General features: G+C 63.4%; 23 protein-coding genes. 11 read left to right on the forward strand and 12 right to left on the reverse strand.

Annotated elements, in window-relative coordinates; all coding sequences use genetic code 11:
- The first annotated feature begins 187 nt into the window (after positions 1-187).
- A complete protein-coding gene (locus tag AAHK20_RS18210) occupies positions 188-322 on the forward strand; it encodes a hypothetical protein (protein ID WP_449182895.1) in 135 nt (44 codons plus the stop codon).
- 231 nt (positions 323-553) lie between these two features.
- Positions 554-2,794, forward strand: a complete 2,241-nt coding sequence (locus tag AAHK20_RS18215) for a TonB-dependent siderophore receptor (protein WP_449182896.1) — start codon at positions 554-556, stop codon at positions 2,792-2,794.
- On the opposite strand, the gene AAHK20_RS18220 is transcribed toward AAHK20_RS18215, so the two are convergent.
- Entirely contained in the window at positions 2,791-3,645 is an 855-nt protein-coding gene (locus AAHK20_RS18220) for a helix-turn-helix domain-containing protein (protein WP_449182897.1), read from the reverse strand. The genes AAHK20_RS18215 and AAHK20_RS18220 overlap by 4 nt on opposite strands.
- 58 nt (positions 3,646-3,703) lie before the next feature.
- Complete coding sequence (locus AAHK20_RS18225; protein WP_449182898.1) at positions 3,704-4,390, reverse strand: DUF4336 domain-containing protein; 687 nt, start codon at positions 4,388-4,390, stop codon at positions 3,704-3,706.
- 213 nt (positions 4,391-4,603) lie between these two features.
- On the opposite strand from AAHK20_RS18225, the gene AAHK20_RS18230 reads away from it, so the two are divergent.
- Positions 4,604-6,847, forward strand: a complete 2,244-nt coding sequence (locus tag AAHK20_RS18230; protein ID WP_449182899.1) for an NADP-dependent isocitrate dehydrogenase — start codon at positions 4,604-4,606, stop codon at positions 6,845-6,847.
- A 118-nt stretch (positions 6,848-6,965) separates the two neighbouring features.
- Here the strand turns inward: AAHK20_RS18230 and AAHK20_RS18235 are convergent, their stop codons facing one another.
- From AAHK20_RS18235 to AAHK20_RS18280, 10 genes are all read right to left on the reverse strand, one after another.
- A complete protein-coding gene (locus tag AAHK20_RS18235) occupies positions 6,966-7,388 on the reverse strand; it encodes a type II toxin-antitoxin system VapC family toxin (protein WP_449182900.1) in 423 nt (140 codons plus the stop codon).
- On the reverse strand, positions 7,388-7,633 hold the full coding sequence (locus tag AAHK20_RS18240; protein ID WP_449182901.1) for an AbrB/MazE/SpoVT family DNA-binding domain-containing protein: 246 nt from the start codon (positions 7,631-7,633) through the stop codon (positions 7,388-7,390). Before AAHK20_RS18240 ends, AAHK20_RS18235 begins: the two co-directional genes overlap by 1 nt.
- 119 nt (positions 7,634-7,752) lie before the next feature.
- On the reverse strand, positions 7,753-9,228 hold the full coding sequence (locus tag AAHK20_RS18245) for an NCS1 family nucleobase:cation symporter-1 (RefSeq protein ID WP_449182902.1): 1,476 nt from the start codon (positions 9,226-9,228) through the stop codon (positions 7,753-7,755).
- A gap of 83 nt (positions 9,229-9,311) precedes the next feature.
- Complete coding sequence (locus AAHK20_RS18250; protein WP_449182903.1) at positions 9,312-9,956, reverse strand: hypothetical protein; 645 nt, start codon at positions 9,954-9,956, stop codon at positions 9,312-9,314.
- 30 nt (positions 9,957-9,986) lie between these two features.
- Positions 9,987-11,381: a selenium-binding family protein gene (locus AAHK20_RS18255; RefSeq protein ID WP_449182904.1), complete on the reverse strand. Its 1,395-nt coding sequence runs from the start codon at positions 11,379-11,381 to the stop codon at positions 9,987-9,989.
- Between the two features lie 120 nt (positions 11,382-11,501).
- Positions 11,502-11,840 (reverse strand): EamA family transporter, encoded by a 339-nt coding sequence (locus tag AAHK20_RS18260; protein WP_449182905.1) that lies wholly within the window; start codon positions 11,838-11,840, stop codon positions 11,502-11,504.
- A complete protein-coding gene (locus AAHK20_RS18265) occupies positions 11,837-12,625 on the reverse strand; it encodes a class I SAM-dependent methyltransferase (protein WP_449182906.1) in 789 nt (262 codons plus the stop codon). Before AAHK20_RS18265 ends, AAHK20_RS18260 begins: the two co-directional genes overlap by 4 nt.
- 71 nt (positions 12,626-12,696) lie before the next feature.
- Complete coding sequence (locus tag AAHK20_RS18270) at positions 12,697-14,262, reverse strand: hypothetical protein (protein WP_449182907.1); 1,566 nt, start codon at positions 14,260-14,262, stop codon at positions 12,697-12,699.
- Between the two features lie 9 nt (positions 14,263-14,271).
- Complete coding sequence (locus AAHK20_RS18275) at positions 14,272-15,309, reverse strand: glycosyltransferase family 2 protein (protein WP_449182908.1); 1,038 nt, start codon at positions 15,307-15,309, stop codon at positions 14,272-14,274.
- A 703-nt stretch (positions 15,310-16,012) separates the two neighbouring features.
- The gene (locus AAHK20_RS18280; RefSeq protein ID WP_449182909.1) at positions 16,013-17,503 is read right to left on the reverse strand and encodes a cryptochrome/photolyase family protein; all 1,491 of its coding nucleotides are present in this window, start codon (positions 17,501-17,503) and stop codon (positions 16,013-16,015) included.
- Positions 17,504-17,697: 194 nt separating this feature from the next.
- On the opposite strand from AAHK20_RS18280, the gene AAHK20_RS18285 reads away from it, so the two are divergent.
- The 8 genes from AAHK20_RS18285 to AAHK20_RS18320 all read left to right on the forward strand — a co-directional run bounded on the left by AAHK20_RS18285 (position 17,698) and on the right by AAHK20_RS18320 (position 25,508).
- The gene (locus tag AAHK20_RS18285; RefSeq protein WP_449182910.1) at positions 17,698-18,066 is read left to right on the forward strand and encodes a nuclear transport factor 2 family protein; all 369 of its coding nucleotides are present in this window, start codon (positions 17,698-17,700) and stop codon (positions 18,064-18,066) included.
- 40 nt (positions 18,067-18,106) lie between these two features.
- Positions 18,107-18,391 carry a hypothetical protein gene (locus tag AAHK20_RS18290; RefSeq protein ID WP_449182911.1) on the forward strand — a complete coding sequence of 95 codons (285 nt, stop codon included), beginning with the start codon at positions 18,107-18,109 and terminating at the stop codon, positions 18,389-18,391.
- 72 nt (positions 18,392-18,463) lie between these two features.
- Complete coding sequence (gene deoC, locus AAHK20_RS18295) at positions 18,464-19,477, forward strand: deoxyribose-phosphate aldolase (protein ID WP_449182912.1); 1,014 nt, start codon at positions 18,464-18,466, stop codon at positions 19,475-19,477.
- A gap of 11 nt (positions 19,478-19,488) precedes the next feature.
- Complete coding sequence (locus tag AAHK20_RS18300; protein WP_449182913.1) at positions 19,489-21,870, forward strand: aldehyde dehydrogenase family protein; 2,382 nt, start codon at positions 19,489-19,491, stop codon at positions 21,868-21,870.
- Positions 21,871-21,930: 60 nt separating this feature from the next.
- A complete protein-coding gene (locus AAHK20_RS18305) occupies positions 21,931-22,404 on the forward strand; it encodes an RbsD/FucU family protein (RefSeq protein ID WP_449182914.1) in 474 nt (157 codons plus the stop codon).
- On the forward strand, positions 22,401-23,339 hold the full coding sequence (gene rbsK / locus AAHK20_RS18310) for a ribokinase (RefSeq protein WP_449182915.1): 939 nt from the start codon (positions 22,401-22,403) through the stop codon (positions 23,337-23,339). The genes AAHK20_RS18305 and rbsK overlap by 4 nt, the downstream gene beginning before the upstream one ends.
- Before the next feature lie 32 nt (positions 23,340-23,371).
- Positions 23,372-24,415, forward strand: a complete 1,044-nt coding sequence (locus AAHK20_RS18315) for an ABC transporter permease (protein WP_449182916.1) — start codon at positions 23,372-23,374, stop codon at positions 24,413-24,415.
- 88 nt (positions 24,416-24,503) lie between these two features.
- Entirely contained in the window at positions 24,504-25,508 is a 1,005-nt protein-coding gene (locus tag AAHK20_RS18320) for an autoinducer 2 ABC transporter substrate-binding protein (protein WP_449182917.1), read from the forward strand.
- Positions 25,509-25,580: the final 72 nt, after the last annotated feature.

The raw sequence follows: 25,580 nt of genomic DNA on the forward strand, positions 1-25,580 counted from the left end.
CGTACGTGATTAGAACTACTCATGGTTAAGCATCCTTTGGTTTCGTTGGCCGGCGATGTCCAGCCGTATCGCTAAAATCGCAAATGAGAATCGTTCGCGTTGGCGAATGATATGAAGAGAGGCCGGGGATGGCAAGCGCTCATTTTTCGATTTCCCGACGCTGGCTCGAAATTCGAGGGGGAAGCGCGTGCGTTTGCCGCAGGTGGAATTTCTTGCTGGACTCAGCCGCCAAGCGGTGCGAACGGCAGACGGCCAGGACGTGATCGACACCGCGATCGGTAAGGATTTCGTCCACGCGAGCGCGCTCGACTATCGGCAATAACCTTACTGTCTTGTAGGGTGTTCCAGCGCTTCGCCCACGGCGCGGCGCCGCTCGCAACCCGCGCCGCAGCGCCTGCAGGCTGGGCGGACGGCCTTATTTCCCGATCCGTCGCGGAAATCGATCGATTCAAATTGGCTTTCAAAACGGAAGGCTCTTTGCTAGGATCGCGATCTCGTAATGAGAATGATTCGCGTTACGAAATTCGACCACGCGCAAATTCCGATCGTAAAAATGAAGAAAACTGTTTCGCGCATCGCCCAGCCCAAACTCCGCCAACTCAACCGCTCATTGCAGCTTGCCACCTGTCTCACGCTATGCGCCGGCCACGCCGCGTTCGCTCAAGCATCGAGCGGGAGCGCGGCGGCGTCCGCCACCACGCCGCCTCAGGCGAATAAAACAGCCCCGCCTGCGGCACAGAAGGAGACGAAAGACGAAGCCCACGCCAGCGCGACCGAGAAATCGCTGCAGCCGATCACGGTGACGGCGCGGCGCGACACGCCTCAGCATCTCGACGCGCCGGTCGCTGCCGGCGCGCTTGGCTCGCGCTCCCAGCTCGACACGCCGTTCTCCACCACGGTCGTGACGAGCGAGCAACTGGCCGACCACCAGGTCTACAAGCTCGGCGACGTGTTTGCAGGCGATGCCTCCGTGTCGGACAACAGCGGCGCGTACAACGCGTGGGCGACCTACGTCACGGTGCGAGGGCTGCAAATCGATTGGCAAAACGGCTTCAAGATCGACGGCATGCCGTTCATCAGCTACGGCATCACGATGCCCTATGAGCAGCTGGAGAGCGTGCAGTTGCTCAAGGGCCTGTCGGGATTCATGTATGGATTCGGCTCGCCGGGCGGGGTGATCAACTACGTCACGAAGAAGCCGACGGACACGCCCGTGCGCAGCGTCGACATCGGTTACCGGACCGACGGTATCTGGAGCGAGCATGCGGATCTGGGGGGCCGCTTCGGCCCGGACAAGATGTTCGGAGCGCGCATCAACGCCACGCACGAAGAAGGGCAAACGTATAACGACGGCAACATCCGGCGCGACGCCGTCTCGCTCGCGCTGGACGCACGCTTGACGCGCGATCTGTCGGTCAATTTCGGCGCGCTTTACCAGGAGCGTCGCGCGACCGGCCTGACACCGTCGATCTCGACCTCGCAATACGTCGGCGGGAGCCTGCCGCCGACCATCAGCGGCGGCGCGTCGAACCTCAGCGGCCAGGACGCCTTCCTGAACACCAACCTGCAGCTTTACACGGCGGGCGTCCAGTACCAGCTCTCGCCCGACTGGCGTTTCTCGACGTCGTACAGCTACAGCACGGTCACGCGCGAACGCAACGAGAGCACGCTCTACCTGCTCAACGCCGCGGGCGACTACAGCGACGCCCGCTGGAACGGCAACGAGGCACACCAATTCAGCCAGTGGCAGGCGATGCTGGAAGGCAAGCTGAAAACCGGCCCGTTCACGCACGAACTCGTATTTGGCACCGCGTGGCAAAAGCAGTTGAACTATTACGCCGCGAATTCGTACTACGCGACGCTCGGCGCCGGCAATCTCTATCTGCCGAACCCGTATAGCTTCGGCGGCAAGAGCGGTTTGGAGACCTATCGCGACAGCGTCGTCACGCAGAAGTCGCTGTTCGCAAGCGACACGATGCAGATCACCGATCGCTGGTCCATCCTCGGCGGCCTGCGCTACACGAACTACTCGCAGACTTCGTATACGACAACCGGAGCGACGGCATCGACCTACGACCAGAACGCCGTGCTCACGCCGACCGTCGCGCTGATGTTCAAAGTCGAGCCGCAGACGACGCTCTATGCGAGCTATGTCGAAGCCCTCGAGCAAGGCCCGCAAGTCGGCGTCGGCTACGCGAACTACGGACAGCAATTGAATCCGCTGCGCAGCAAGCAATACGAAATCGGCGTGAAGAGCGAGCATGCGCGCTGGCGCGCGACGGCAGCGGTGTTCCGCATCGAACGCGGCGCGGCTTACGCGAACAGCGACAACGTCTACGTCGAAGACGGCCAGACGATTTATCAAGGGATCGAGCTGGGCGCGTCCGCGCACCTCGGCTCGCAGTGGGAGCTCGGCGGCAACCTGATGTGGCTCGATACGTGGTACGCGAAGGGCACGTCCTACGACGGCAACCGCGTCGCGGGGGCTCCCGCTTACGTGGCTGCCGCGTATGCGCAGTACGCGGTGCGAGCCGTGCCCGGCTTGAAGCTCGGCGTCGACGCCAAATTCACGGGGAATACGCAAGTGCGCGCAGCGGGCAACCTGGCCGCGCCTGGCTATCTGCTCGTCAACGCCGGGGCCACGTATAGCACCGAAATCGGCGGCCACGACGTCACGTTGCGCGCCGCGATCGACAACCTCACCAATCGCCGCTACTGGGAATACCAGTACGCCGATTACATCAAGCCGGGCGATCCGCGCACGCTCAGCCTGAACGCCAAGATCGATTTTTAGGCGTTGCCCTGGGCGTCGGCATAGGCCCGTAATGCCCGCGCGGTTTCATCGTCGGCGGGGAAGAACGCTTCGATGGCGAGTTCGGAGAGCGTCACGTCGACCGGCGTGCCGAAGACGGTCGTCGTGCTGAAGAACGACAGCACGCCGAGGTCGGTGGCGATCCGGAACGGCACGGCGATCTGATGCGCTTCGAAAGCGCCGGCTTGATCCGGCTTGTTCGCATGCGGCGGCGTGGGGTAGGCGCTCAATTCGCCGACGAGCGCGGCAAGCGTCGCGTCGCCGCTCGTTTCCGCCTGACGCTGCACGCGAGCGATCACATGCTCGCGCCATGCGTGCCAGTTGACGATGTGAGGCGCGAGCCCGTCCGGATGCAGCGACAGCCGCAGCACATTGACCGGCCCGACGAGCAGCTTAGGATCGGCCCGCGCGACGAGCGGCGCAATCGCGCGGTTGGCGTCGACCATCGTCCAATGGCGGTCGATCGCCAGCGCCGGATACGGTTCGTGGCCCTTGAGCACGAGATCGACCGCTTGCCGCGCGGCGCTCAATTGCGGGTCCGAAAGCGGCCGTTCGCGAAAGAGCGGCGCATAACCGGCCGCGACGAGCAGCGCATTGCGCGCTCTTAATGGAACCTCGAGCCGCTCGGCAAGGTGCATGACCATCTCGCGGCTCGGCAGCGCTCGGCCCGATTCGACGAACGAAAGATGGCGCGTCGAAATCTCGGCTTCGGACGCGAGCAGCAATTGGCTCATTCGCCGCCGCTGCCGCCATTCGCGCAGCATGTCGCCGACAGTGCGGCTCGCCGCGCCCGGCGCGGGGGAAGGAGTCAGAGGGGCGGTCAAGGTGCTCATGCTGCGGATCATAGTCAAACGACGCTGGGATTCCATTACCTGCCGGGTAAAGTCTTTCCTACTTGCGGTCGAAACAAGCGAACGCGCGCTCCACGGCCGCGTGGGCGTCGTGCTCGACGATCGAATTGTGCGCAGTGATGACGCGTTCGAACGGATAGCTCAGGATTGCCGCCGCGCTGGCGCGCGCAGCCTCGCGATTCTTCATGGCCAAGCGAATGGTGCGAGGCACGGCGAGACGATGTCTCACGCCGGTCAACGAGGCATACAGCGTGGACGCAAACGGCAGCTCGCCTTGCCAGCACTGGAGCAGGTCGGTCACGATCAGCGTGCGCGAGCGCTTGTGAAACCAGATGGATTCGTTGCCGAGCGGAAAGCCGTCGAAAAAGGTCTGCTCGAGGTCCTGCGACCATTGCGGCTCGACCTCGCGAGTCAGCTCGCGCATGGCGGCCAGATCGGGGCGCTTCTTTTTCAGGCCCGGCGCGCCGTAAATGGCCGCGCCTGGAAAGGCAGCGGCGCAGTCGGTTACGAACAAGTGATGCAATTTGTTCGGCGCGACGATGTAGCGAACGTCTCCTAACGCTTCGATCTGAGATCGCACTTCAGACGAAAGCGGCACCGGAGAGTGCAGCCAGAGCGACGAATCGGCGAGCCGGACGACCGTCATGCGCGAGGAAAGGCGTATCCCGCCGCCCACTGCGAATTCGTGCGGGAGATGCCAAATATCGGGGGCGATCGATTTGAGCATGGCAATTAGGGCGCGAAGGAAGCGGCCAGTGTACGCCACCCAAAGGGCCTGCCAAAGTCAGCCAATTAGTCAGTCAATTCACGCCCGGCTAGCAAGGACGTCAGCCCGTGTAAAACCTCGCGAAAGCAAATTGAGGCAAAATTCAGGGGTTTCATCCGGTCTGCGCCCCAGCCGGCGACGTTCCTCAACCTGTTTCTCGTCCAGAGCCAAGCAATGAGCACTCAGCAACCCACGATCATCTACACCCTGACCGACGAAGCACCGCTGCTCGCGACCAGCGCGTTCCTGCCCATCATCCGCACGTTCACCGGGCCGGCGGGCATCGAGGTCACCACGAGCGATATCTCGGTGGCGGGCCGTATCCTGGGCGAGTTTCCGGAGTTCCTGACCGAAGAGCAGCGCGTGCCGGACAACCTCGCCGAACTGGGCCGCCTGACCCAGCTCCCCGAAACCAACATCATCAAGCTGCCCAACATTAGTGCATCGGTGCCGCAGCTCGTCAGCGCGATCAAAGAGCTGCAATCGAAGGGCTACAAGGTGCCGGACTATCCGGAAGACCCCAAGACCGACGAAGAAAAGGCGATCCAGAAGCGCTACTCGAAGTGCCTCGGCAGCGCCGTGAACCCGGTGCTGCGCGAAGGCAACTCGGACCGCCGCGCGCCGGCCGCCGTCAAGAACTACGCGAAGAAGCATCCGCACAGCATGGCCGAGTGGAGCATGGCGTCGCGCACTCACGTCGCGCACATGAAGCACGGCGACTTCTACCACGGCGAAAAGTCGATCACGCTCGACCGCGCCCGTGACGTCCGCATGGAACTCGTCACGAAGAGCGGCGAGACGCTCGTGCTGAAGCCGAAGGTCGCGCTGCAGGATGGCGAGATCATCGACAGCATGTTCATGAGCAAGAAGGCGCTGGTCGAGTTCTACGAAGACCAGATGGAAGACGCGCGCAAGACGGGCGTGATGCTCTCGCTGCACGTGAAGGCGACGATGATGAAGGTGTCGCACCCGATCGTGTTCGGCCACGCCGTCAAGGTCTTCTACAAGGACGCGTTTGCGAAGCACGCCAAGCTGTTCGAAGAACTGGGCGTGAACGTCAACAATGGCCTCGTGAACCTGTACGAGAAGCTTGAAGCGCTGCCGGAATCGAAGCGCGAGGAAGTGATCCGCGACATGCACGCGTGCCACGAGCACCGTCCGGCGCTGGCGATGGTCGATTCGGCCAAGGGCATCTCGAACCTGCACGCGCCGAACGACGTGATCGTCGACGCATCGATGCCCGCGATGATTCGCGCCGGCGGCAAGATGTGGGGCGCCGACGGCCGTCCGGCGGACACGAAATGCCTGATTCCGGAAAGCACGTTCGCGCGCATCTATCAGGAAATCATCAACTTCTGCAAGACCAACGGCGCGTTCGATCCGAAGACCATGGGCACGGTGCCGAACGTCGGCCTGATGGCGCAGAAGGCCGAAGAGTACGGCTCGCACGACAAGACCTTCGAAATCCCGCAAGACGGCGAAGCGCGCATCGTCGATATCGCCACGGGTGAAGTGCTGACGGCGCTGACGCAGCAAGTGGAGAAGGGCGACATCTGGCGCATGTGCCAGGTCAAGGACGCGCCGATCCGCGATTGGGTCAAGCTCGCCGTCACGCGTGCGCGCAACTCGGGCATGCCGGCCGTGTTCTGGCTCGACCCGTACCGTCCGCACGAAGCCGAGCTGATCAAGAAGGTCGAGACGTACCTGAAGGATTACGACACGAAGGGCCTCGACATCCAGATCATGTCGCAAGTGCGCGCGATGCGTTACACGCTGGAGCGCGTGATTCGCGGCCAGGACACCATCTCGGCCACGGGCAACATCCTGCGCGACTACCTGACGGACCTGTTCCCGATCATGGAGCTGGGCACGAGCGCGAAGATGCTGTCGATCGTTCCGCTGATGGCGGGCGGCGGCATGTACGAAACGGGCGCGGGCGGCTCGGCGCCGAAGCACGTGCAGCAGCTGGTGCAGGAAAACCACCTGCGCTGGGATTCGCTTGGCGAGTTCCTCGCGCTGGCCGTGTCGCTCGAAGACCTCGGCTTCAAGACCGGCAATGCGCGCGCCAAGATCCTCGCGAAGACGCTGGATGCGGCCACCGGCAAGCTGCTCGACAACAACAAGAGCCCGTCGCCGAAGACCGGTGAGCTCGACAACCGCGGCAGCCAGTTCTACCTCGCGATGTATTGGGCGCAGGAACTCGCCGGGCAGACCGAAGACGCCGAGTTGGCCGCGAAGTTCGCGCCGCTGGCCAAGCAATTGACGGCCAACGAGAAGACCATCATCGGCGAACTCGGCGACGTGCAAGGCAAGGAAGTCGACATCGGCGGCTACTTCAAGCCGGACTTCGAGAAGCTGGCTTCGGTGATGCGTCCGAGCAAGACGCTGAACGCGGCGCTGGGTTCGGTTCAGGCCTAAGCCGTTTTTAACTCGACGCGGCTCGTTTCAGAGCCGCCATCGACATGGAGAAAGCCCCTTCCGGCAACGGCCGGAAGGGGCTTTGTTTTGACGACAGCCGCCAACAGACTCGCTCTGATCAAAATACGTGCGGCTTAATCTTCATTCGCTTTGCATTGCGGGCCAGGACGTCATCGAGCGTTGCCATGGTTTTGGCCTTTGCGTCGAGAGCGGCGGCGAGGTGCAGTGCATCACCCGCACGAAGGCCCGAGGACGCATCCAGGGTGAGCACGGCAGCACGATGGAAGGTAGTAGGTTCGATTGGCAATAACTGCAGGTCGCCAGCACATAAGCGCTCGAACGCCTGCCAGGCGGAGGCCCCTTGTTCGGCTGACAGTTGCTTCGTCCGTTGCTTGATGCCGAGAGCGCTCGCGAATTCGGTCACGCACCACGCCGCAGAGGCCATTTCTTCGGTGCACGCCGCGTACCACTGCGAAACGGCGGGACTCATCGGTTCATTCACGCACAGTGCTACCAGTACACTCGTGTCAACGTACACCATCAATAGCGAGCCCCATGCCGCAGTTCATCCATGACCGACTCCGTTATCGGCATCGCTTCGCGTGTTGACTCCAGATCCTGCGCGAACGCCTTGCGGTCCCATTTGGCCGCGCGAATGCTTATACCGCCATCAACGGTCAGATTGGCCTGCACCTGGTCACCCTCCTTGAGACCTGCGTGCCGAACGTAATCAGCGGGGATACGTAGCGCAAGGCTATTGCCCCATTTCGCGATTTGCAGGTTCATCGCCTCTCCAGTTGATATACATTTACGTATATACATGCTAGCGCATCGCTGGCTCTGAGGCAACCCCCTGGGGAGTCGGGCGCCCGGTAACCCCGTCCCAATGCCGGGCCACAACCCGCCTACGTCCGCTTCGCCATCCGCATCGCGACCGTATAAATCACCGCCCCCGCAACCGCCCCGATCAGCCATCCAAAATTGTTATCGGGCAGCACATGAAGCAACTGCGTGCACAGCTCCCATCCAATCGAAATCACGCCCGACAGCACGAGCGCCGCGAGCCCGACGCGATTCCACCCGCCGTCGTAGTAAAAGCGGCCTTCGCGCGCCATCGTATAGAGCTGCGCGGTCTCCACCTTCTGGCGCTTCACAAGATAGAAGTCCGCCATCATCACGCCGTACAGCGGCGCGAGCACCGCCCCGAACACGCTCACGAACACCGTGATCGCCTTCGGACTGTCGACAAAGATCCACGGGCAAACGAGCACGGCGAGTATCGATGCGATCAGGCCGCCTTTCTTGAAGTCCACGTGCTTCGCGAACAGATTGGCGATGTCGTAGGCAGGCGAGACGAAATTGGCGACGATATTGATGCCCATGGTCGCGACGATGAAGGTCAGGCTGCCGAGCACGACGGCCACCTTGTTCTGAATCTTCCCGACGATGGCCACCGGGTCCATGATCATCGAGCCGAACACATGCGCGCTGCCCGACGTCACGATTACGGTGATGATCGCGAACACGACGAAGTTGACCGGCAGGCCGAGGAAGTTGCCGACCTTCATCTGCGGCTCGCTTTTCGCAAAGCGCGAGAAGTCGCCGAAATTCAGCAGCAGGGCCGCGAAATAGCTGATCACGAGCAGGATCGCGTTGCCCATGCTGGCCATTTGCTCGCTGCCCGAGAGCACTTTGCCGCCGAGCGTGAGGCTCAAGCTGCTAAGCCCCGCCTGCGACAAGATCCACGCCATCAGCACGAACATCACGACATACACGGCCGGGCCGCAAAAGTCGATGAAGCGGCGGATCGTTTCCATCCCGCGCTGGAAGATGATGAGTTGAAAGATCCACATGAACAGGAAGCTGAACCAGCCGAGGCCGTCGAGCCGCAGAAAGCTCACGTCGCGCCACGCGGCGACGGACGGCACGAACAGAAGCAGCAGCGTGGCGACCGCCTTCGACGCGAAATAAGTCTGCACGCCATACCAGACGATGCCCACCACGCCGCGAATGATCGCCGCGAGGTTCGCGCCCATCACGCCCATGCTGACGCGAGCCATCACGGGAAACGGAATGCCGTGCTCGAGGCTCGGCTTGCCGACCCAGTTCATCAGCACGTAGACGACCAGAATGCCGATCGTCAGCGCGAGCAGCACTTGCCAGCCTGAGATGCCGAGCAGGAACAGGCTCGCGGCGAACGTATAGCCGCCCACGCTGTGCACGTCCGACATCCACATCGCGAAGATGCTGTAGCTCGTCCACGTGCGCTTGTTGCGCGGCACGGGCGCGAGATCGTGGTTGAAGAGGCGCTCGTCGGAGCCGGCAATCGTGCCGTCGGGACCGTAGGGCGAAGGACTTTCGATGGAAGGTGATGCGGACATGACACACCCCTTGCGAATCGTTGATGGCGAAAATCAGACTACCCTGTATTTATTTATTTCGCCACTGAGGGGCGCAAATGCGCTCAGCCGCTCGCAATGAGCACGGCTCCGGTCGTGGCAAGCGCCCCGCACCAGAGCCAGTCAAAATTAATCCAGCCGCGTCGAAGCACGCCGAGTCCCAAATACTCGTACGCGACGAGTGCGATCGCCCCTGTCGTGACGAGCGTCACCACGGTGTGAGCGACGGTGAATTGCAGCGGGACGAGCAAGCTGGCTGCGCTTCCCATGCCTGAGGCGCCGCACAGCGGCAGCACGACGGGCATCAGCATCAGCCCCGCGCCATGCAGCGTCGCCATGACCGCCGACCAGGCGGCCAGCCCCGCGAACCCCGCCGTCATGCCGACGCGCACGCGATGCCGATGCCCATACAGATGCTGATAAACGGCCCAGCCGATCAACAGCGCGCCGAGCAGCAGATGGAGCGGCAGCGCTGTCGATAAGCTGGGCCACGAGCCGAGCGCCGCGGCGGACGTCGTGAACAGCAGAATCGCCGCGGCGTGCCCTAGCGCGATGGGCGGAAGCGCCATCAGCACCGCGGCGCGGCTGCCGCGCTGCATTCCGAGCGCGGTCGCGAAGAGCCAGCCCATCGCCGGATTGACGCCATGAAACACGCCGCTGCCGACGATGGCGGCCCACGTCGTCGCCGAGGCTTGGAAGAGGCTTTCCATATCCGTGATGCCCGAGCGTTCGTTAGCCCTTCATGGATAGCAATACGAATCGGACGACGCGTCGCCGCCTTCGAGACGGATCTGATGCGGCCGGTGCGTCTTCGGCCATTCGATGAAGAACTGTTCGTCGAACGACAATCCGCCTGAAGGCGACGTGTCGAGCTTCACCATCCAGCCGTCGACGCCGTCGGGATAGAACTGCTCGTCGATCGCGCCGTAAAGCGAATTCGTGAAGTAGACGCGGCTGCCGTCGCGGCTCACCTCGACCATTTGCGGGCCGCCGTTGAGGCTGCGTCCGTCCGCCTTCGGATGCGTCGCGCGCGCCGCGATGCCGCCGATCCGCACGCTGCCCGTGAGCTTCGGCGCGTGCGGATCGGAGACGTCGTACTGCTTCAGATCGCCCGTGCCCCAGCACGACACGTAGAGGAAGCGGTCGTCGAGCGAGAGCGCGATGTCCGTTACGAGCGGCGGCACGGCGCCGAAGCTCTTGAGCATCGGCGGCAGCAATTCGGGATCGGCGGGCTCAGCGGGAATCTCTATGACCTTGCGTGCGGCCCACTTATCGCCTTCGCGATACCACGTCCAGATCGACGCCGACAAATCCTTCAAGCTGATCACGGAATTGACGAAGCCATAGGCGCGCGTCGGGTTGTGCGCGGGACGCAGCTCGAAGACGAGCTGGTTCTCCGCGCCAAAATCGATCACCTGCTGGTGCTTGCGCGAATGCAGATCCCAGAAGTGCAAACGGTGCCCGTATTGACCGCCGAGCAGCACCTCGGGCACGAGGCCGTTCTCGAACGTCGCGGGCAGTCCCCATTCGCTCGTCACCAGCGTGTCGTAGCCGAGGTGCCACCAGCCGTCGTACGCGAGCTGCTGCGGGCCGCGATCGATTTCCCATTGGCCGCGGATATCGAGGGTCTCGTGATCCATCAGGAAGATGCCGCCCGGGGCCTCGCCCTCGGCATTCGCGAGCGAGACCACGTAAATGCCCTCCGGCCCGCAATGGACCGTATGCGGGCGCGTGTAGCCCGCGCGCTCCGCCACTTCGGCGGGCTCGAGCACGCGCACGATCTGCGGCCGCCGCGGGTTGGGCTTGGTATCGAGGATGTGGATGCGCGAGGAGCGCAGGCCGGGCACGACGAGATAGCGGCGCTCCGAATGCGGATGCGGCGCGTTCGGGCACAGGCACGAGCTGCACGCGTTCCAGCCGAAGTGATGGAGTTCGTCGCCGACGTTGGGCATCGGCACGCGATGGACGATCGACGCGTAGTGCGGCGAGGCGGGGTCGAGGTCGATCACGTCGAGCGCATCGGGCGTTCGCCGAGTGGGGTCGAAACTCGCGACGTAGGCGAGCGTTTCTTTCGGGGCGCCGCCCGCCATGCGTGCGGACGGATAGAACGTGGGGTCTGGCTTCCAGGTTGGCATGGCGATTCTCCTGACCTGCCTGAACGTTTAGCCAGTGTCGGTAATGCACGCTCAATGCCGAACGAATTTATCCATATATCGATATTGCGGGTGGTCATTTGTCGTCGATGGCGGGAACATTTATTGCACGACTGCGACGAGATACAACCCGCCCAAGATCAGCGCGACTCCGAACCACTGCGAAAACCCGATGTGCTCGCCGAACACGAAAATCCCCGCTACATAGACCAATACGAACGTCAACGCGGTAAACGGATAAACGACGGTAAGCCCCGTGCGGCTCAGTGAGAAGATCCAGAGCAGCGTGCCGGCGCCGTAGCAAATCAGCCCGAACACGATCCACGCGTTGAAAAATTCGACGAGCGCTTGTCTGCCGTCGGCCCCCGCCTTGAGCGCGACCTGTCCGATTGCGGCAAACAACACGCCGCCCAATATAGGTAGATAAACCGAAATCCTCACAACCAGGCCTCGTTGTTCTTGAGCCTGCTCACCACGAGCCGGCTCTTCATGACGGCAATCGCTGTCTTCACGTTCACCGGCAGCCAACGCAGCAGCATTTTTCTGAACTGGTACGTCAGGGGCGATACGTCGCTAACACGCTCGCCCTTATTGACGACCGTCGTCGCGACTCGCGGCGAAAGGCGTCCCACTTCGCCGACATGGACAAAAAGTAGAATGTTGTACCTGTACCAGGGCTCGACACGCTTGTCCCCGCCGATCAGCGGGCGGACGAAATCGAACAGCATGTAATCGTGTTTTGCGAACAACTTGCGCCAATAGTCGTATCCCTGTTCGTTGACGTGATTCTCACCGCCTTGGCCGGGCACCGCTGCGGAAAACAAGACGCGTTTTCCGTGCCGAACCAGATTGTCGACGAGCACCTGGCTGCAGCTTTTCGGCACATGCTCGCCTACCTCGAGACACTGGACGAGATCGAAGGTCCGGCCCAGGTCGAAGCGCTTCGAGATGTCCTTCGGGATGAAGTGACTTTCGTCGAACATCAGAACTGAACGGTCGACGTAGTCGCCGTCGATGCCGACGACGTCCTGCATGCCCAACTCGCCATGCACGCTGAGCCATGCGCCCGCGCCACAGCCAACGTCCAGAATGCTTTCCGGCTGCAACTCGGCGTTCACTTTCGGCAGCACGTATCGTGCGGAGCGTGCCGCCCCCTCACGCTGATAGCGATAGAAAATCTCGTCGTATTCACGCGCCTCGTCAATTCCGTTCGATTTGAATCGCATCGTATGCACTCCCTGAGTTCTTCAACATCAGCCAGATCATTAGCGTCAAACCATTGCCGTCGACGCGACTGTCAGCCGCGGCGACACGATTGCCTTTCATAGACCGACCAGGCCCCCACCGTCTTTACCAGCACGACGGGACAGTCCGGATTGGCGAAAAATCCGTCAGGTATCGGCGACGTATGCCGGACGAAGAAGTACCGATACGCCCAGCCCTGGTGCCGGTGCCAGTCGAACGTCGAGACGAGCCGATGTGGCGCTACGTCCGCAGGCCCGACGGCAGGAAGCCGATCCAGCCGGTACCGGACGATTTGCGGCGGGAACCAGGCCGCATTGAAATCGACGAGCCCGCGATGGTCCGCTTGGTACCAAAGCGCGAAGTTGTCATAGACCACGGGGTTGTCCGCCGCGGGACTATTGATGTCGAACGCGATATTCAGGACGCGCTGAGCGGGCTCGACCTCTGCCGCAATGGCATCGAAATCGGCGCTTTCGTCGGCAAAGCGCATCGCGCGCAGACCCTGCGAGCTTAGGAAGGCCACGCAAACGGCAGCCAGCGCTATCTGCGTCCACACTGCGCGGCGGCGAGCGTCCCCGCGCGTCTCGTCGCCACAGTCGGCGGCTGAGAAAATCAAGGCATAAAAAGGGAGGAGGAACAGCGCGAACCGATGAAAGAGGTAATAAGTGTTCATCGCGAAAGCCGGCATGCAAAACCATCCCAGCGCAAAGATCGCGAGCGGCACGTAGGCCATGCCGTTGCGGCTCAAGCGGGCACCCATGCAGAAAGGGGCCGAGAGCATCAGCATGGTGGCGGCCAGCATCCACACGCTGGGGGCGATTCCCCACGGATAGCCAATCGCACAAACAAGCCGTATCAATGGATTAATCTTCCATTGCACCCTGTACGGATACATCGGCGCCAGATCAACGTCGTGATGCAAGAGCGCGTACACGCCGCACAGCGCGGCGAGTGCGACGTACGGCCAGACTGACCGCGCGATCCGCCGCCAATCGCGATGATTCCGGACCAGCAGGAACGTACCTCCGATCGCATTGACGAACACGAACAGCAACCCGTGCGAGAAGAACACTGCAAGGTCAGCAAGGAGTAGGACGGCTCCCCGCTTGCAGGAGGGCTGCTCGGCGTAATCGAGCGCGATCAGGAGGAAGCCCATTCCGATTGGCGTAGCGACGAGATACGAAAAGAACCCGAATTCGTATGCGAAGCCGAAAAATCCCGGCACGCACAGCCAGTCGATGCGCTCGTCGCCGTGAAACCGCTTTCTCAGCGCGACATAGGTGGCAACGAACCCGTAGAACGACAGCGTCAACACGAGCTTGAGCGCCGCCTCGACCGGCATCAGGAACGACAGAGCAGTGGCCAGCCCGTAAGCGAGCAGATACGGCGTGAACAGGTTGATCCTGAGAAGCTGTTCCCAAGGCGACTGGCCAAGCAACAAGTCGTGCAGCGCCGCAACTTGGGCCGCATGTTGTGGCAGATCGCTCATCGGCGGATGGGGGGCAAGCCAAAACAGTGCGCCACCCGCGATGGTGGTCACGAAAAAAAGAGCGCGGAACAGGCGTCTCGTCATATCGCTGGGATACGCATATAGCCTGCTTTGATCCAGGATCCGCATGGTCTTGCTCTAACGCTGCTCGGCAACGTCGTAGTCGCGTTCCGCGCTGGCGGAACGCACGGCAACGCTGTAGGGAGGTGCCTCGCCCGGCGAGGCGGACAGCTTCGTACGCTGCAGTGTCTTCTCGACAATGAAGCGGGGACGCTGTTTCGTTTCCGCGTAGATCTTCGCGATATACCCGCCGATCACGCCGAGAAACAGCAACTGCAGTCCGCCGAGGAAGTACATCGGAATGACGGTCGATGCCCAGCCAGGCACGCTCTGATCGGTAAACAGGCGGACGGACAGCGCCCAGAGGCCGAACGATAACGACGCCAGCGCGAGAGCGGCGCCCACGTAGGTGCTCCACTGCAGCGGTTTGGTCGAAAACGAAGTCACGCCGTCGGATGCGAGCATGATCATCTTGATCAGGGGATATTTGCTTTGGCCTGCGAAGCGCGCGTGGCGGTCGTACTTGACAGTCGCGGTGCGAAATCCCAGCAGCGGAACGATCCCGCGCAAGAACAGGTTCACCTCGCGAAAGCCACGCAATTCCTCGATCGCGCGTCGGCTCATCAGCCGGAAATCCGCGTGATCCTGCAGTACGTTGACGCCGAATCTCCGGAGCAGCCGGTAATAGCTGCGCGCGCTGAAGCGCTTAAAAAAACTGTCGGTGTCGCGGCGATCCCGTACGCCAAAAACGATCTCGGCGCCGTTGTGGAATTCGGCCAACATCCGGGGAATCGCGGCGAGATCGTCCTGCAGGTCGGCATCGAGACTGATGAGGACGTCGCCTTCGACGCTCAACAAGCCCGCGAGCAACGCGTTCTGGTGGCCATGGTTGCGCGAAAGCTTGATGCCGTGCACGCGCGGGTCAGCGGTATGGAAGTTCTCGATCAGCGCCCAGGTGCGGTCGTGCGAGCCGTCGTCGACGTAGGTGATGCCACTCGATGCATCGATCATCCCGTCGCCGACGAGCTCTTTTAGCAGCGCCAGAAGGCGCCGCGTGGTTTCAGGCAAGACGTCTTCTTCGTTGAAGCATGGAATCACCAGGTTAAGCCTGACCATACCCACCCCCGAATTGACTATTCCGGCAAGCTTATTAAGTCGCTTAGCGCGGGTTCTTTGTGCTTATGGTCGAACGGAGCGAAGGGCACCCGATGGCAAGGTCGCCCCGATGGCGGGCGGCCTGAGTGTGTGCCGACATGATTTCCCCCGGTTCGCGCATTGTTTTTGGCGCTTGCGCCGCTGTATTAACTTTGCTCGACGCAGCGTCTTAATGGTCTGTAACGTGCCCGTGCAAATAGCGGGCCAGCCGTGATTTCACCATTGCAGTCATTTGGGGCAGAGGCTGGGGATGTGTTTCCAGAACCCGCCTGCCCGCACAAATCGTTTCAATCCTGGAACACTCGTGAGCGAAAGCGGCGGCGCCAAACCGGTCGACCCGGGTGCTCGAACAACGCGTATTTACTTGCTGTTTGCGCCTCAGAGCGGCGCTCGCGCGTGACATGGACACGAGCGCCGCAAGTGTCGCAAAACTGAGAACCGGATCTGCTGTCGGGAGCGTATCTTCTCGCGGTCCGAGCTGAGCAATCGCGATCCATTGCAGGCCGGCTGTCACGCGTCAATCGCAATGACGAAGCCCACAGGACCCCGCAATCAATTGAAGGCAAGCCAATCAACCCAGCGGAGGATTCTGCCGGCCATGTCTCAGTTCTGAGACGATTGATGAGTCTTCGCGATGGTTGCAGTCGGGCGAAGACGGAGTGGCTCATTTGCCGCGTCTCGGCCCCTTGGTGCGCGCCAGCGCCAGCAGAGCGCGCTCGCGTGCGGCGTCGTGCGCGACGATCGGATGCGGATAATCGATGCCGAGCCGCACGCCGGCTTCAGACAACTGAGCCGCGCTCGCGCGCCACGGACTGTGAATATGCGGCGCGGGCAGGCGCGCGAGTTCGGGCACCCAACGCCGCACGTAGTCGCCCAGCGGATCGAACTTCTCGCCCTGCAGCACCGGATTGAAGATGCGAAAGTAGGGCGCGGCATCCGCACCTGAGCCCGCCACCCATTGCCAGTTCGCGGCGTTGCTCGCGGGATCGGCATCGACGAGCGTGTCCCAGAACCAGCGCTCGCCCGCGCGCCAGTCGATCAGCAGATGCTTGACCAGAAACGATGCCGTCACCATCCGCACGCGGTTGTGCATCCAGCCGGTCGTCCATAGCTCGCGCATGCCGGCGTCGACGAGCGGATAACCGGTGCGTCCTTGCTGCCACGCCTGCAATTGCGCGTCGTCGATGCGCCAGGGCATCGCGTCGAATTGCGCGCGTACGTTGCGCTGCGCGAGTTCGGGGAAGTGGTAGAGCTGGTAGTAGCTGAACTCGCGCCAGCCCAGCTCGCCGGTGAACTTTTCCAAGTCGGCCTCGCTTGCGGGCACGGCGCGCGAGGCCACTGCCGACGCGGCGGCATGCCAGATCTGGCGCGCCGACACGTTGCCGAAACGCAAGTACGGCGATAGACGGCTCGTCGCGTAATGGTCCGGTCTGTCGCGTTCCTTCGCATAGCCAGCCAAGCGTCCGTCGATGAAATGACGAAGCGGTTCGCGCGCCGCTTCCTCTCCACATCGCCACGTGGCGCGCAAGCCTTGTGCCCAATCCGGCGTGTGCGGTGTCAGTTGCAAGTCGGCAAGCGCTACCGCTTCGCAGCCGGCGAGGCGGGCCGGCGTGTCATGGAAGGCGAGCCGCTGTGGCTCGGGCAGCGGCGCCGTGTGCGCGCCGAGCCGGCGGCACGCGCGCCAGTACGCGTTGAACACCTGAAACGGCTCGCCCGAGGCGTTGAGCACGGTCCACGGTTCGTTGAGCAGGTGTGCGCCGCAGCTCTCCACGGTCAGGCTGCGTGCCTTCAGCGACGCTTTGACCTCGCTGTCGGTCGCGCGTTGAGCCGCGTCGTAACGGCGGTTCCAATACACGGCGCCTGCGCCTAATGCGGCAGCACACGCTTCGATCGACGCGCGCTCGGCGCCGCGCAGCAGCACGAGACGTCCGCCGCGCGCCGCGAGCGAGGCGTCCAGCGCTTCGAGCGCGTGATGCAGCCACCACTTGGCCGCACCGCCCAGCGCACGTGCGCCGCCCGCATCCGGATCGAACACATACACGCAAACGAGCGGACGCCCGCTGGCGGCCGCGCGCGAAAGCGCCGGGTTGTCCGCGAGACGCAGGTCGTCGCGGAACCACATCAGCGCGGGGGCGGGATTCGAAGCAGCAGGCATGTGCAGTGGGTTCATTGGAGAAGGGGCGAGGCGTCTACCGCTCACGATAACCGCTCTCGCCAACCTAAAAGCATTACCTGCCGCGTAATCGACCCGCGGCGCGCCATCGCCGATCCTTCATCCCAAGCGAACGGCCATCGACGCGATTCGATGGCCTCGCGAACCTCCCAGTGACCCACCGAATGGAGTCTGCGATGAACCCGCATATCGAACTGATCGACCGCTACTTCGAAGCATGGAACGAACCCGACGCCGCGCATCGCCGCGAGCTGATCGCGTCGACCTGGGCCACCGATGCCTCGTATGCCGATCCGCTCCTGTCCGGAGACGGCCACGACGGCATCGACGCGATGATCCGCGCGGTCCACGAGCGCTTTCCGCGCCACGTGTTTCGCCGCACGACGGACGTCGATGGCTTCAGCAATCGCTTGCGCTTCTCGTGGGAGCTGCGAACGCCCGACGGCGACGCGATCGTCAAGGGCTCGGACTTTGGCGTCGTCGATGCGTCGGGGCGGCTTGCGGCCGTCACCGGTTTTCTCGATGCCGCGCCGGGGATGGCGTGAGCCGAACCGCTAACCAACCTTAGAACAGGAGAACACGATCATGGCCGGGCCCGTTGCCTCCCTCCACACGCGCGCGATGCGTTGGCTCCATGCACTGTCGAGCGCGATCGCCGGCTTTGCGCTGCTCGCGGGCGGGCGCACCTTCGCGTTCGGCGCGCTGGTGTCGCTGCGCTCGCCCGTGCTCGGGGCGGCGGGGCTCGTGCTGCTCGCGCTGATCGGCTGGGCGCGCTGGGTCTGGCTTTCGCGGGCCGAAGTCGCGCCTTTTTCGCGGCAACCGTGTGCCGCGACGCTGTCTAGAAATAATCGTAACGACCGCTTGTTATGATTCTATCAAGTGATGTAGGATGCCTGCTAACACGCAATCAGCATTTGTTGTGCATCGCACAAAACAGGCCCTATGTCCGACGCTCCAACTCACTCCATCGTCATGCTGCGTGGCGCTTCGGCCGCGCCCTCGGCGCATCCGGCGCGCAACCCCGGCGTGCCGTTCGACGCCTCATGGCTCGACGCGCTGCGCGTCAATCAGTCGGCGGTCGAGCGCCGCACCGCCACGCTCGGCACGCGCCGCTCGGTGAAGAAAGACGCGCAGGCGGCGTGGCTCTTGAAGGCCATCACGTGCATCGATCTCACGACGCTGAACGGCGACGACACGGAAGGCCGCGTGCGGCGTCTGTGCGCCAAAGCGCGCCGGCCGGTGCGTGCCGACATTCTCGATGCGCTCGGCTTCGAGCCTGATGCGATCACGACCGGCGCGGTCTGCGTCTATCACCGCTTCGTCGCGGCGGCCGTCGACGCGCTCTCCGGCAGCGGCATCCCGGTCGCGGCGGTTTCCACGGGTTTTCCGGCGGGTCTGATCCCGCATCCGTTCAAGCTCAAGGAGATCGAAGCCTCGGTTGCGGACGGCGCTGAGGAAATCGATATCGTCGTGACGCGCGAACACGTGCTGACCGGCAACTGGCAGGCGCTCTACGACGAAGTGCGCGACTTTCGCGCGGCCTGCGGCGCGGCGCATCTGAAAGCGATTCTCGCGACCGGCGACATTCGCACGCTGTCGAACATCGCGAAGGCGTCGATGGTCTGCATGATGGCGGGCGCCGATTTCATCAAGACCTCGACCGGCAAGGAGGGCGTGAACGCGACGCTCGACGTCTCGCTCGTGATGGTGCGCATGATCCGCGAGTATCGCGAGCGTACCGGCGCGCTCGTGGGCTTCAAGCCGGCGGGCGGCGTGTCGACGGCGAAGTCCGTGCTCGCGTATCAGATCCTCATGAAAGAGGAGCTGGGCCGTCCGTGGCTCGAGCCGGAGTTGTTCCGCATCGGCGCGTCGAGCCTTCTCGCCGACATCGAGCGGCAACTCGAACATCACGTGAGCGGCCGTTACTCCGCTTTCAACCGTCACCCCGTCGCCTGAGCAGAATTCCAATGAGCGTAGCCGAGTATTTTTCTTCGATGGAGTACGGTCCCGCACCGGAAGACGACCAGCCCGCGCGCGCATGGCTCGCGGAGCACGGCGCGTCGTTCGGTCATTTCATCGGCGGCGCGTGGCGCGCGCCGTCTTCGGGTGAACGTTTCGACACGAGCGCGCCGGCCAGCGGCGATGTGCTCGCGCAAGTCGCGCAGGGCGATGCGGCGGATGTGGCCGCGGCGGTCGCGGCCGCACGTGCCGCGCAGCCGGGCTGGCTCGCGCTCGGCGGCGCGGCGCGTGCGCGGCATCTGTATGCGCTGGCGCGCATGGTGCAGCGGCACAGCCGCTTGTTCGCCGTGCTCGAAGCGCTCGACAACGGCAAGCCGATCCGCGAGACGCGCGACATCGATATTCCGTTGGTCGCACGTCACTTCCTGCATCACGCGGGCTGGGCGCAACTGCAAGAAAGCGAGTTCGCCGATTGGTCGCCGCTCGGCGTGATCGGCCAGATCGTGCCGTGGAATTTTCCGCTGCTGATGCTCGCGTGGAAGATCGCGCCGGCGATCGCGCTCGGCAATTGCGTCGTGCTGAAGCCGGCTGAATACACGCCGCTCACGGCCTTGCTCTTTGCCGAGCTCGCGCATCGCGCCGGCTTGCCCGATGGCGTGCTCAATGTCGTGACGGGCGATGGGCGCACGGGCGCCGCGCTCGTCGATCATCCGGGCGTCGACAAGATCGCGTTCACGGGCTCGACTGAAGTCGGCCGCCATATCCGCAAGGTGACGGCGGGCTCGGGCAAGTCGCTGACGCTCGAACTCGGCGGCAAGTCGCCGTTCATCGTCTTCGACGATGCGGACCTCGACGGCGCGGTGGAAGGCGTCGTCGACGCCATCTGGTTCAACCAGGGGCAGGTGTGTTGCGCCGGTTCGCGCCTGCTCGTGCAGGAAGGGATCGAAGCGCGCTTCATCGCGAAGCTCAAGCAGCGCATGACGACGCTGCGCGTGGGCGCATCGCTCGACAAGGGCATCGATATCGGCGCGATTGTCGATCCCGTGCAGCTTGCGCGCATCGAATCGCTCGTCGAGGCGGGCAGGAACGAAGGCTGCTCGATCTGGCAGTCGAGCGAAGTGGCGCTGCCGAGCGCGGGATGTTTCTACCCGCCGACGCTGATCACGGACGTGGCGCCCGCTTCGACGCTCGCGCAGGAAGAGATCTTCGGGCCGGTGCTCGTGACGATGAGCTTCCGCACACCAGACGAAGCCGTCGCGCTCGCGAACAACTCGCGCTACGGCTTGGCTGCGAGCGTCTGGAGCGAGACTATCGGCCGTGCGCTCGATATCGCGCCGCAGCTGGCATGCGGCGTCGTGTGGGTCAACGCGACGAACCTGTTCGATGCGGGCGTCGGCTTCGGCGGCTATCGCGAGTCGGGCTATGGACGCGAGGGCGGGCGCGAGGGCGTTTATGAGTATTTGAAGCCGCACGGCTGGAATATGCCGCTGCGCGCAGCTTCGGTCGTTCGCGAAGGTGTTGCGCAAGAGTCGATCGATGGCCTCGACCGAATCGACCGCACCGCCAAGCTGTTTATCGGCGGCAAGCAAGTGCGGCCCGACAGCGGTTACTCGCGCGCCGTGTACGCGCCGGGCGGCGAGTTCGTCGGCGAAGTCGGCGACGGCAGCCGCAAGGACGTGCGCGATGCGGTCGCGGCCGCGCGCAATGCGCAGAAGTGGTCGCAGGCGAGCACGCACAACCGCGCGCAGGTCTTGTACTACCTCGCGGAAAATCTCGCGGCGCGCGGCGACGAATTCGCACGGCAGCTCGCGCGGCGTGCGGACGTCAGCGTGAACGATGCGCGGGAAGAAGTCGACGCGTCGATCACGCGGTTGTTCAGCTACGCGGCGTGGGCCGACAAGTTCGACGGCGCCATCCACAGCCCGCCGCTGCGCGGCGTGGCGCTCGCGATGCACGAGCCGCTCGGCGTGGTCGGCATCGCGTGCCCGGACGAGGCGCCGCTGCTCGCGTTCGTGTCGCTCGTTGGGCCTGCGCTCGCGCTGGGCAATCGCGTCGTCGTGCTGCCGAGCGAGGCTTGCCCGCTGATGGCGACCGATTTCTATCAGGTCGTGGAGACGTCGGACGTGCCGGCCGGCGCGCTCAACATCCTGACCGGCGCGCGTAGCGCCTTGCTGCCGGCGCTTGCGAAGCATGACGACGTGGACGCGCTCTGGTGCTTCGGCCAGGCGGACGAGGCCGCGCTCGTCGAGCGCGAATCGATCGGCAACCTGAAGCGGACGTTCGTCGATCATGGTCGGCGTCTCGATTGGTTCGACCGGTCGAGCGAAGGCTTGGCGTTCTTGCGGCAGGCCGTGCAGGTGAAAAACATTTGGATACCGTACGGCGATTGAACTACTGATCCCCGAACGATAGATCGCTGACAAGCACGCCCATTAATTGGAGGAGACAACGTGCTAAAGAATCTAGACCCGCTGCTTAACGCCGATGTGCTCCACGCGCTGCGCGCGATGGGGCACGGCGACGAAGTCGTCATCTGCGACGCGAATTTCCCCGCCGATTCCGTTGCGCGCGCAACGGTGCTCGGCAAGCTGCTGCGACTGGACGGCGCCGATTCTGCGCGCGCCGTGCGCGCGGTGTTGTCGGTGCTGCCGCTCGATACGTTCGTCGATGCCCCTGCCATGCGGATGGAAGTGGTCGGCGACCCGCATGCCATTCCTGCGGTGCAGCGCGAAGCGCAAGTTGAAGTGAACGCCGCCGAAGGACGCGACGTGCCGTTCGCGTCGATCGAACGCCACGCGTTCTACGCGCGCGCCAAGAAAGCCTACTGTGTGATCGCGACCGGCGAGACGCGCGGCTATGGCTGCTTCGTGTTCACGAAGGGCGTGATTCTCGCGCCGGACGCCCCGAAGGAAGCAGGCAAATGAGCAAGGGCCGCGTCGTCATTCTCGGTATCTACGTGACCGACCTCGCGTTTCGCGCGAACCGCATGCCGGTGATCGGCGAGACGATCGCGGGCTCGGCGTTCGCGATGGGGCCGGGCGGCAAGGGCTCGAATCAGGCGGTGGCCGCCGCGCGCGCCGGTGCGGACGTCGTGTTTTGCACGCGCCTCGGCAACGACGCGTTCGGCGAGATCGCGCAAAAGACCTGGGCGGTCGAAGGCATCATCTCGCGCGCAACTGTGCTCGACGACGTCGCGACCGGCGCGGCTCACATCTTCGTCGACGACAACACCGGCATGAACGCGATCATCGTCGCGTCGGGCGCGGCGGGCACGATGAGCGCCGCCGACGTCGACGCGATCGAAGCCGACATCGCCGCCGCGCAAGTGTTCGTCACGCAGCTCGAACAGCCGCTCGCCGCTGCGCGGCGCGGTCTCGAAGTGGCGCGCAAGCATGGCGTGACGACGGTGTTCAACCCGGCGCCCGCGATGCCGCTGCCCGACGATATCTTCCCGCTCTGCGACTACGTCACGCCGAATGAAACCGAAGCCGCCGCGCTGACGGGCATCGAGATCCGCAACGCCGACGACGCGCGCCGCGCCGCCGACGTCCTGCTCTCCAAAGGCGCGGGCGCGGTGATCGTTACGTTGGGCGAGGCCGGCGCGCTGCTGCATTCGCGCTCGCAATCGGTGCTCGTGCCGGCATTCCAATGCGGCCCGGTCGTCGAGACGGCGGGCGCGGGCGATGGCTTTACGGGCGGCTTTGCGGCAGCGCTCGCGCGCGGCGAGGACCCCGTCGCCGCGATGCGCTTCGGCTGCGCGCTTGCGGGCATCTCGGTGACGCGCCCAGGCACGGCGCCGTCGATGCCGGGTTTGAGCGAAGTGAACGAAGTGCTCAACGGCGCGCTTGTAAGCCGTTGAGATGAAATCGTGACAAGGAGCACACCGACACCATGAAGTCCTCGTTCGGTTTACAGAATCTCTTTGGCGACCGGCAATTGAATTTTCTGCTGGGCGTGAACGTGCTGGTCGTGCTGATCGCGATCTGGCTGTCGCACGGACAATTCGTCGATATCGACAACCTGCAATCGATGGGCTCGCAACTGCCCGAGCTCGGTCTGCTCGCGCTCGGCATCATGCTGTCGATGCTCTCGGGCAACGGCGGGATCGATCTGTCCGGCGTCGGGCTCGCGAACTTGTCGGGCATGGTCGCCGCGCTCGTCGTGCCGAAGTTCGTCAGCGGCGACGATTCGCCGGTGCTCTATACGGCGCTCTTCTGCGTGATCGTCGTTTGCATGGGTTTCGTGGGCGGCTTCTTGAACGGCGTCGTGATCGCGCGTCTGCGGCTCACGCCGATTCTCTGCACGCTGGGCACGCAATTGCTGTTCACCGGCTTCGCAGTCGCGCTTTCCAATGGCGCTTCGGTGCACGTCGATTACGTCGACCCGCTTTCCAACATCGGCAACGGCACGTTCTTCCAGGTGCCGATTTCGTTTTGCATCTTCATCGCCGCCGTCGTGCTGCTCGGCTGGCTGCTCAAGCGCACGCCGTTCGGCTTGCGGCTCTACCTGATGGGCACCAACCAGCGCGCCGCGTTCTATGCGGGCATTCCGCGCGCGCGGATGCTGATCCTCACGTACACGATGTGCGGCGTGCTCGCCTCGCTTGCCGGGCTGATCAGCACGACGCACACGCTCTCCGCAAAGTGGGACTACGGCAATTCGTATCTGCTGATCGCGATCCTGATCGCGGTGATGGGCGGTGTGAATCCGGCGGGCGGCTATGGACGCATCGTCTGCGTGTTTTTCGCGGCGACGGTGCTGCAATTCTTGTCGAGCCTGTTCAACTTGATGGGCGTCTCGCAGTTCTTCGGCGACTGCGCCTGGGGCTTCTTGCTGCTGGCGTCGCTCGCGTTCGCGGGCGGCGATCGAGTGCGGGCGATCTTCGGCACGGGGCCTAAGCCGCAGGCAGCCGGGAAACCCGAAGCGAAGGGCTAAACAGCGCTTTACGGTAATCGGCGGACATCGCGCCTCGGGCGTCCGCTTGTCGCTAAGGGGCGTCGTCAAACGATAAAGGAGACACAGCATGAAATTGACTCGACTGAGCGTTGCGCTCACTGCCTGTGCGTTGAGCGCGGGCGTCATGTTCGCCGCGCACGCGGCCGTCAACGAAACGATCGTCACGGTCGTCAAGGTGACGGGCATCAACTGGTTCAACCGCATGGACGAAGGCGTGAAGCAGTTCGCGAAGGACAATCCTGGCGTCAACGCCTATCAAACGGGCCCGGGCCGCGCCGACGCCGCCCAGCAGCTGAACATCATCGAAGACCTGATCGCGAAGAAAGTGAGCGCGATCGCCGTGGTGCCGTACGATCCACCGACGCTCGAACCCGCGCTCAAGAAAGCGATGGATCGCGGCATCAAGGTCGTCACGCACGAAGCTGACAACGAAAAGAACACGATGGTCGATATCGAGGCCTTCGACAACACGGCGTATGGCGCGAACCTGAACGAGCACTTGGCGTCGTGCATGCATGACGACGGCAAGTGGGCGGTGCTGGTCGGCTCGCTCGGCAGCCGCTCGCAAGTGCAGTGGGCCGATGGCGGGATTCAGAACGCGAAGGCGAAGTATCCGAAGATGGACTTGGTCGAGCCGAAGCTCGAAACGAACAACGACGGCGAGCGCGCCTATGAAGTCGCGAAGGAAGTGCTGCGCAAACACCCGGACTTGAAGGGCTTCCAAGGATCGTCGTCGCTCGACGTGATCGGCATCGGCCGCGCGGTCGAGGAAGCGGGCCTGCAAGGCAAGATCTGCGTGTACGGCACGGGCCTGCCGGGCGAAGCGGGCAAGTTCCTCGAAAGCGGTGCGGTCAACGGGATCTCGTTCTGGGATCCGAAGCTCGCGGGCCTCGCGATGAACAAGGTCGCGCAGATGCTGATCGACGGCAAGACCGTGACGAACGGCCAGGATCTCGGCATTCCGGGCTACAACAAGGTGACCGTGGCGAAGGGGCCGGGCAAGGGCATCATCGTGCGCGGCCAGGGCTGGGTCGACGTCGACAAGTCGAATTACAAGAACTATTCGTTCTAAGTTGATGTAGTTGCACGGTTAAGGCGCGCGTTGTTTCAAACGCGCGCCGCTTATAACGCAAGCGGTCACGTG

It is taken from the genome of Trinickia camelliae, assembly GCF_053525655.1.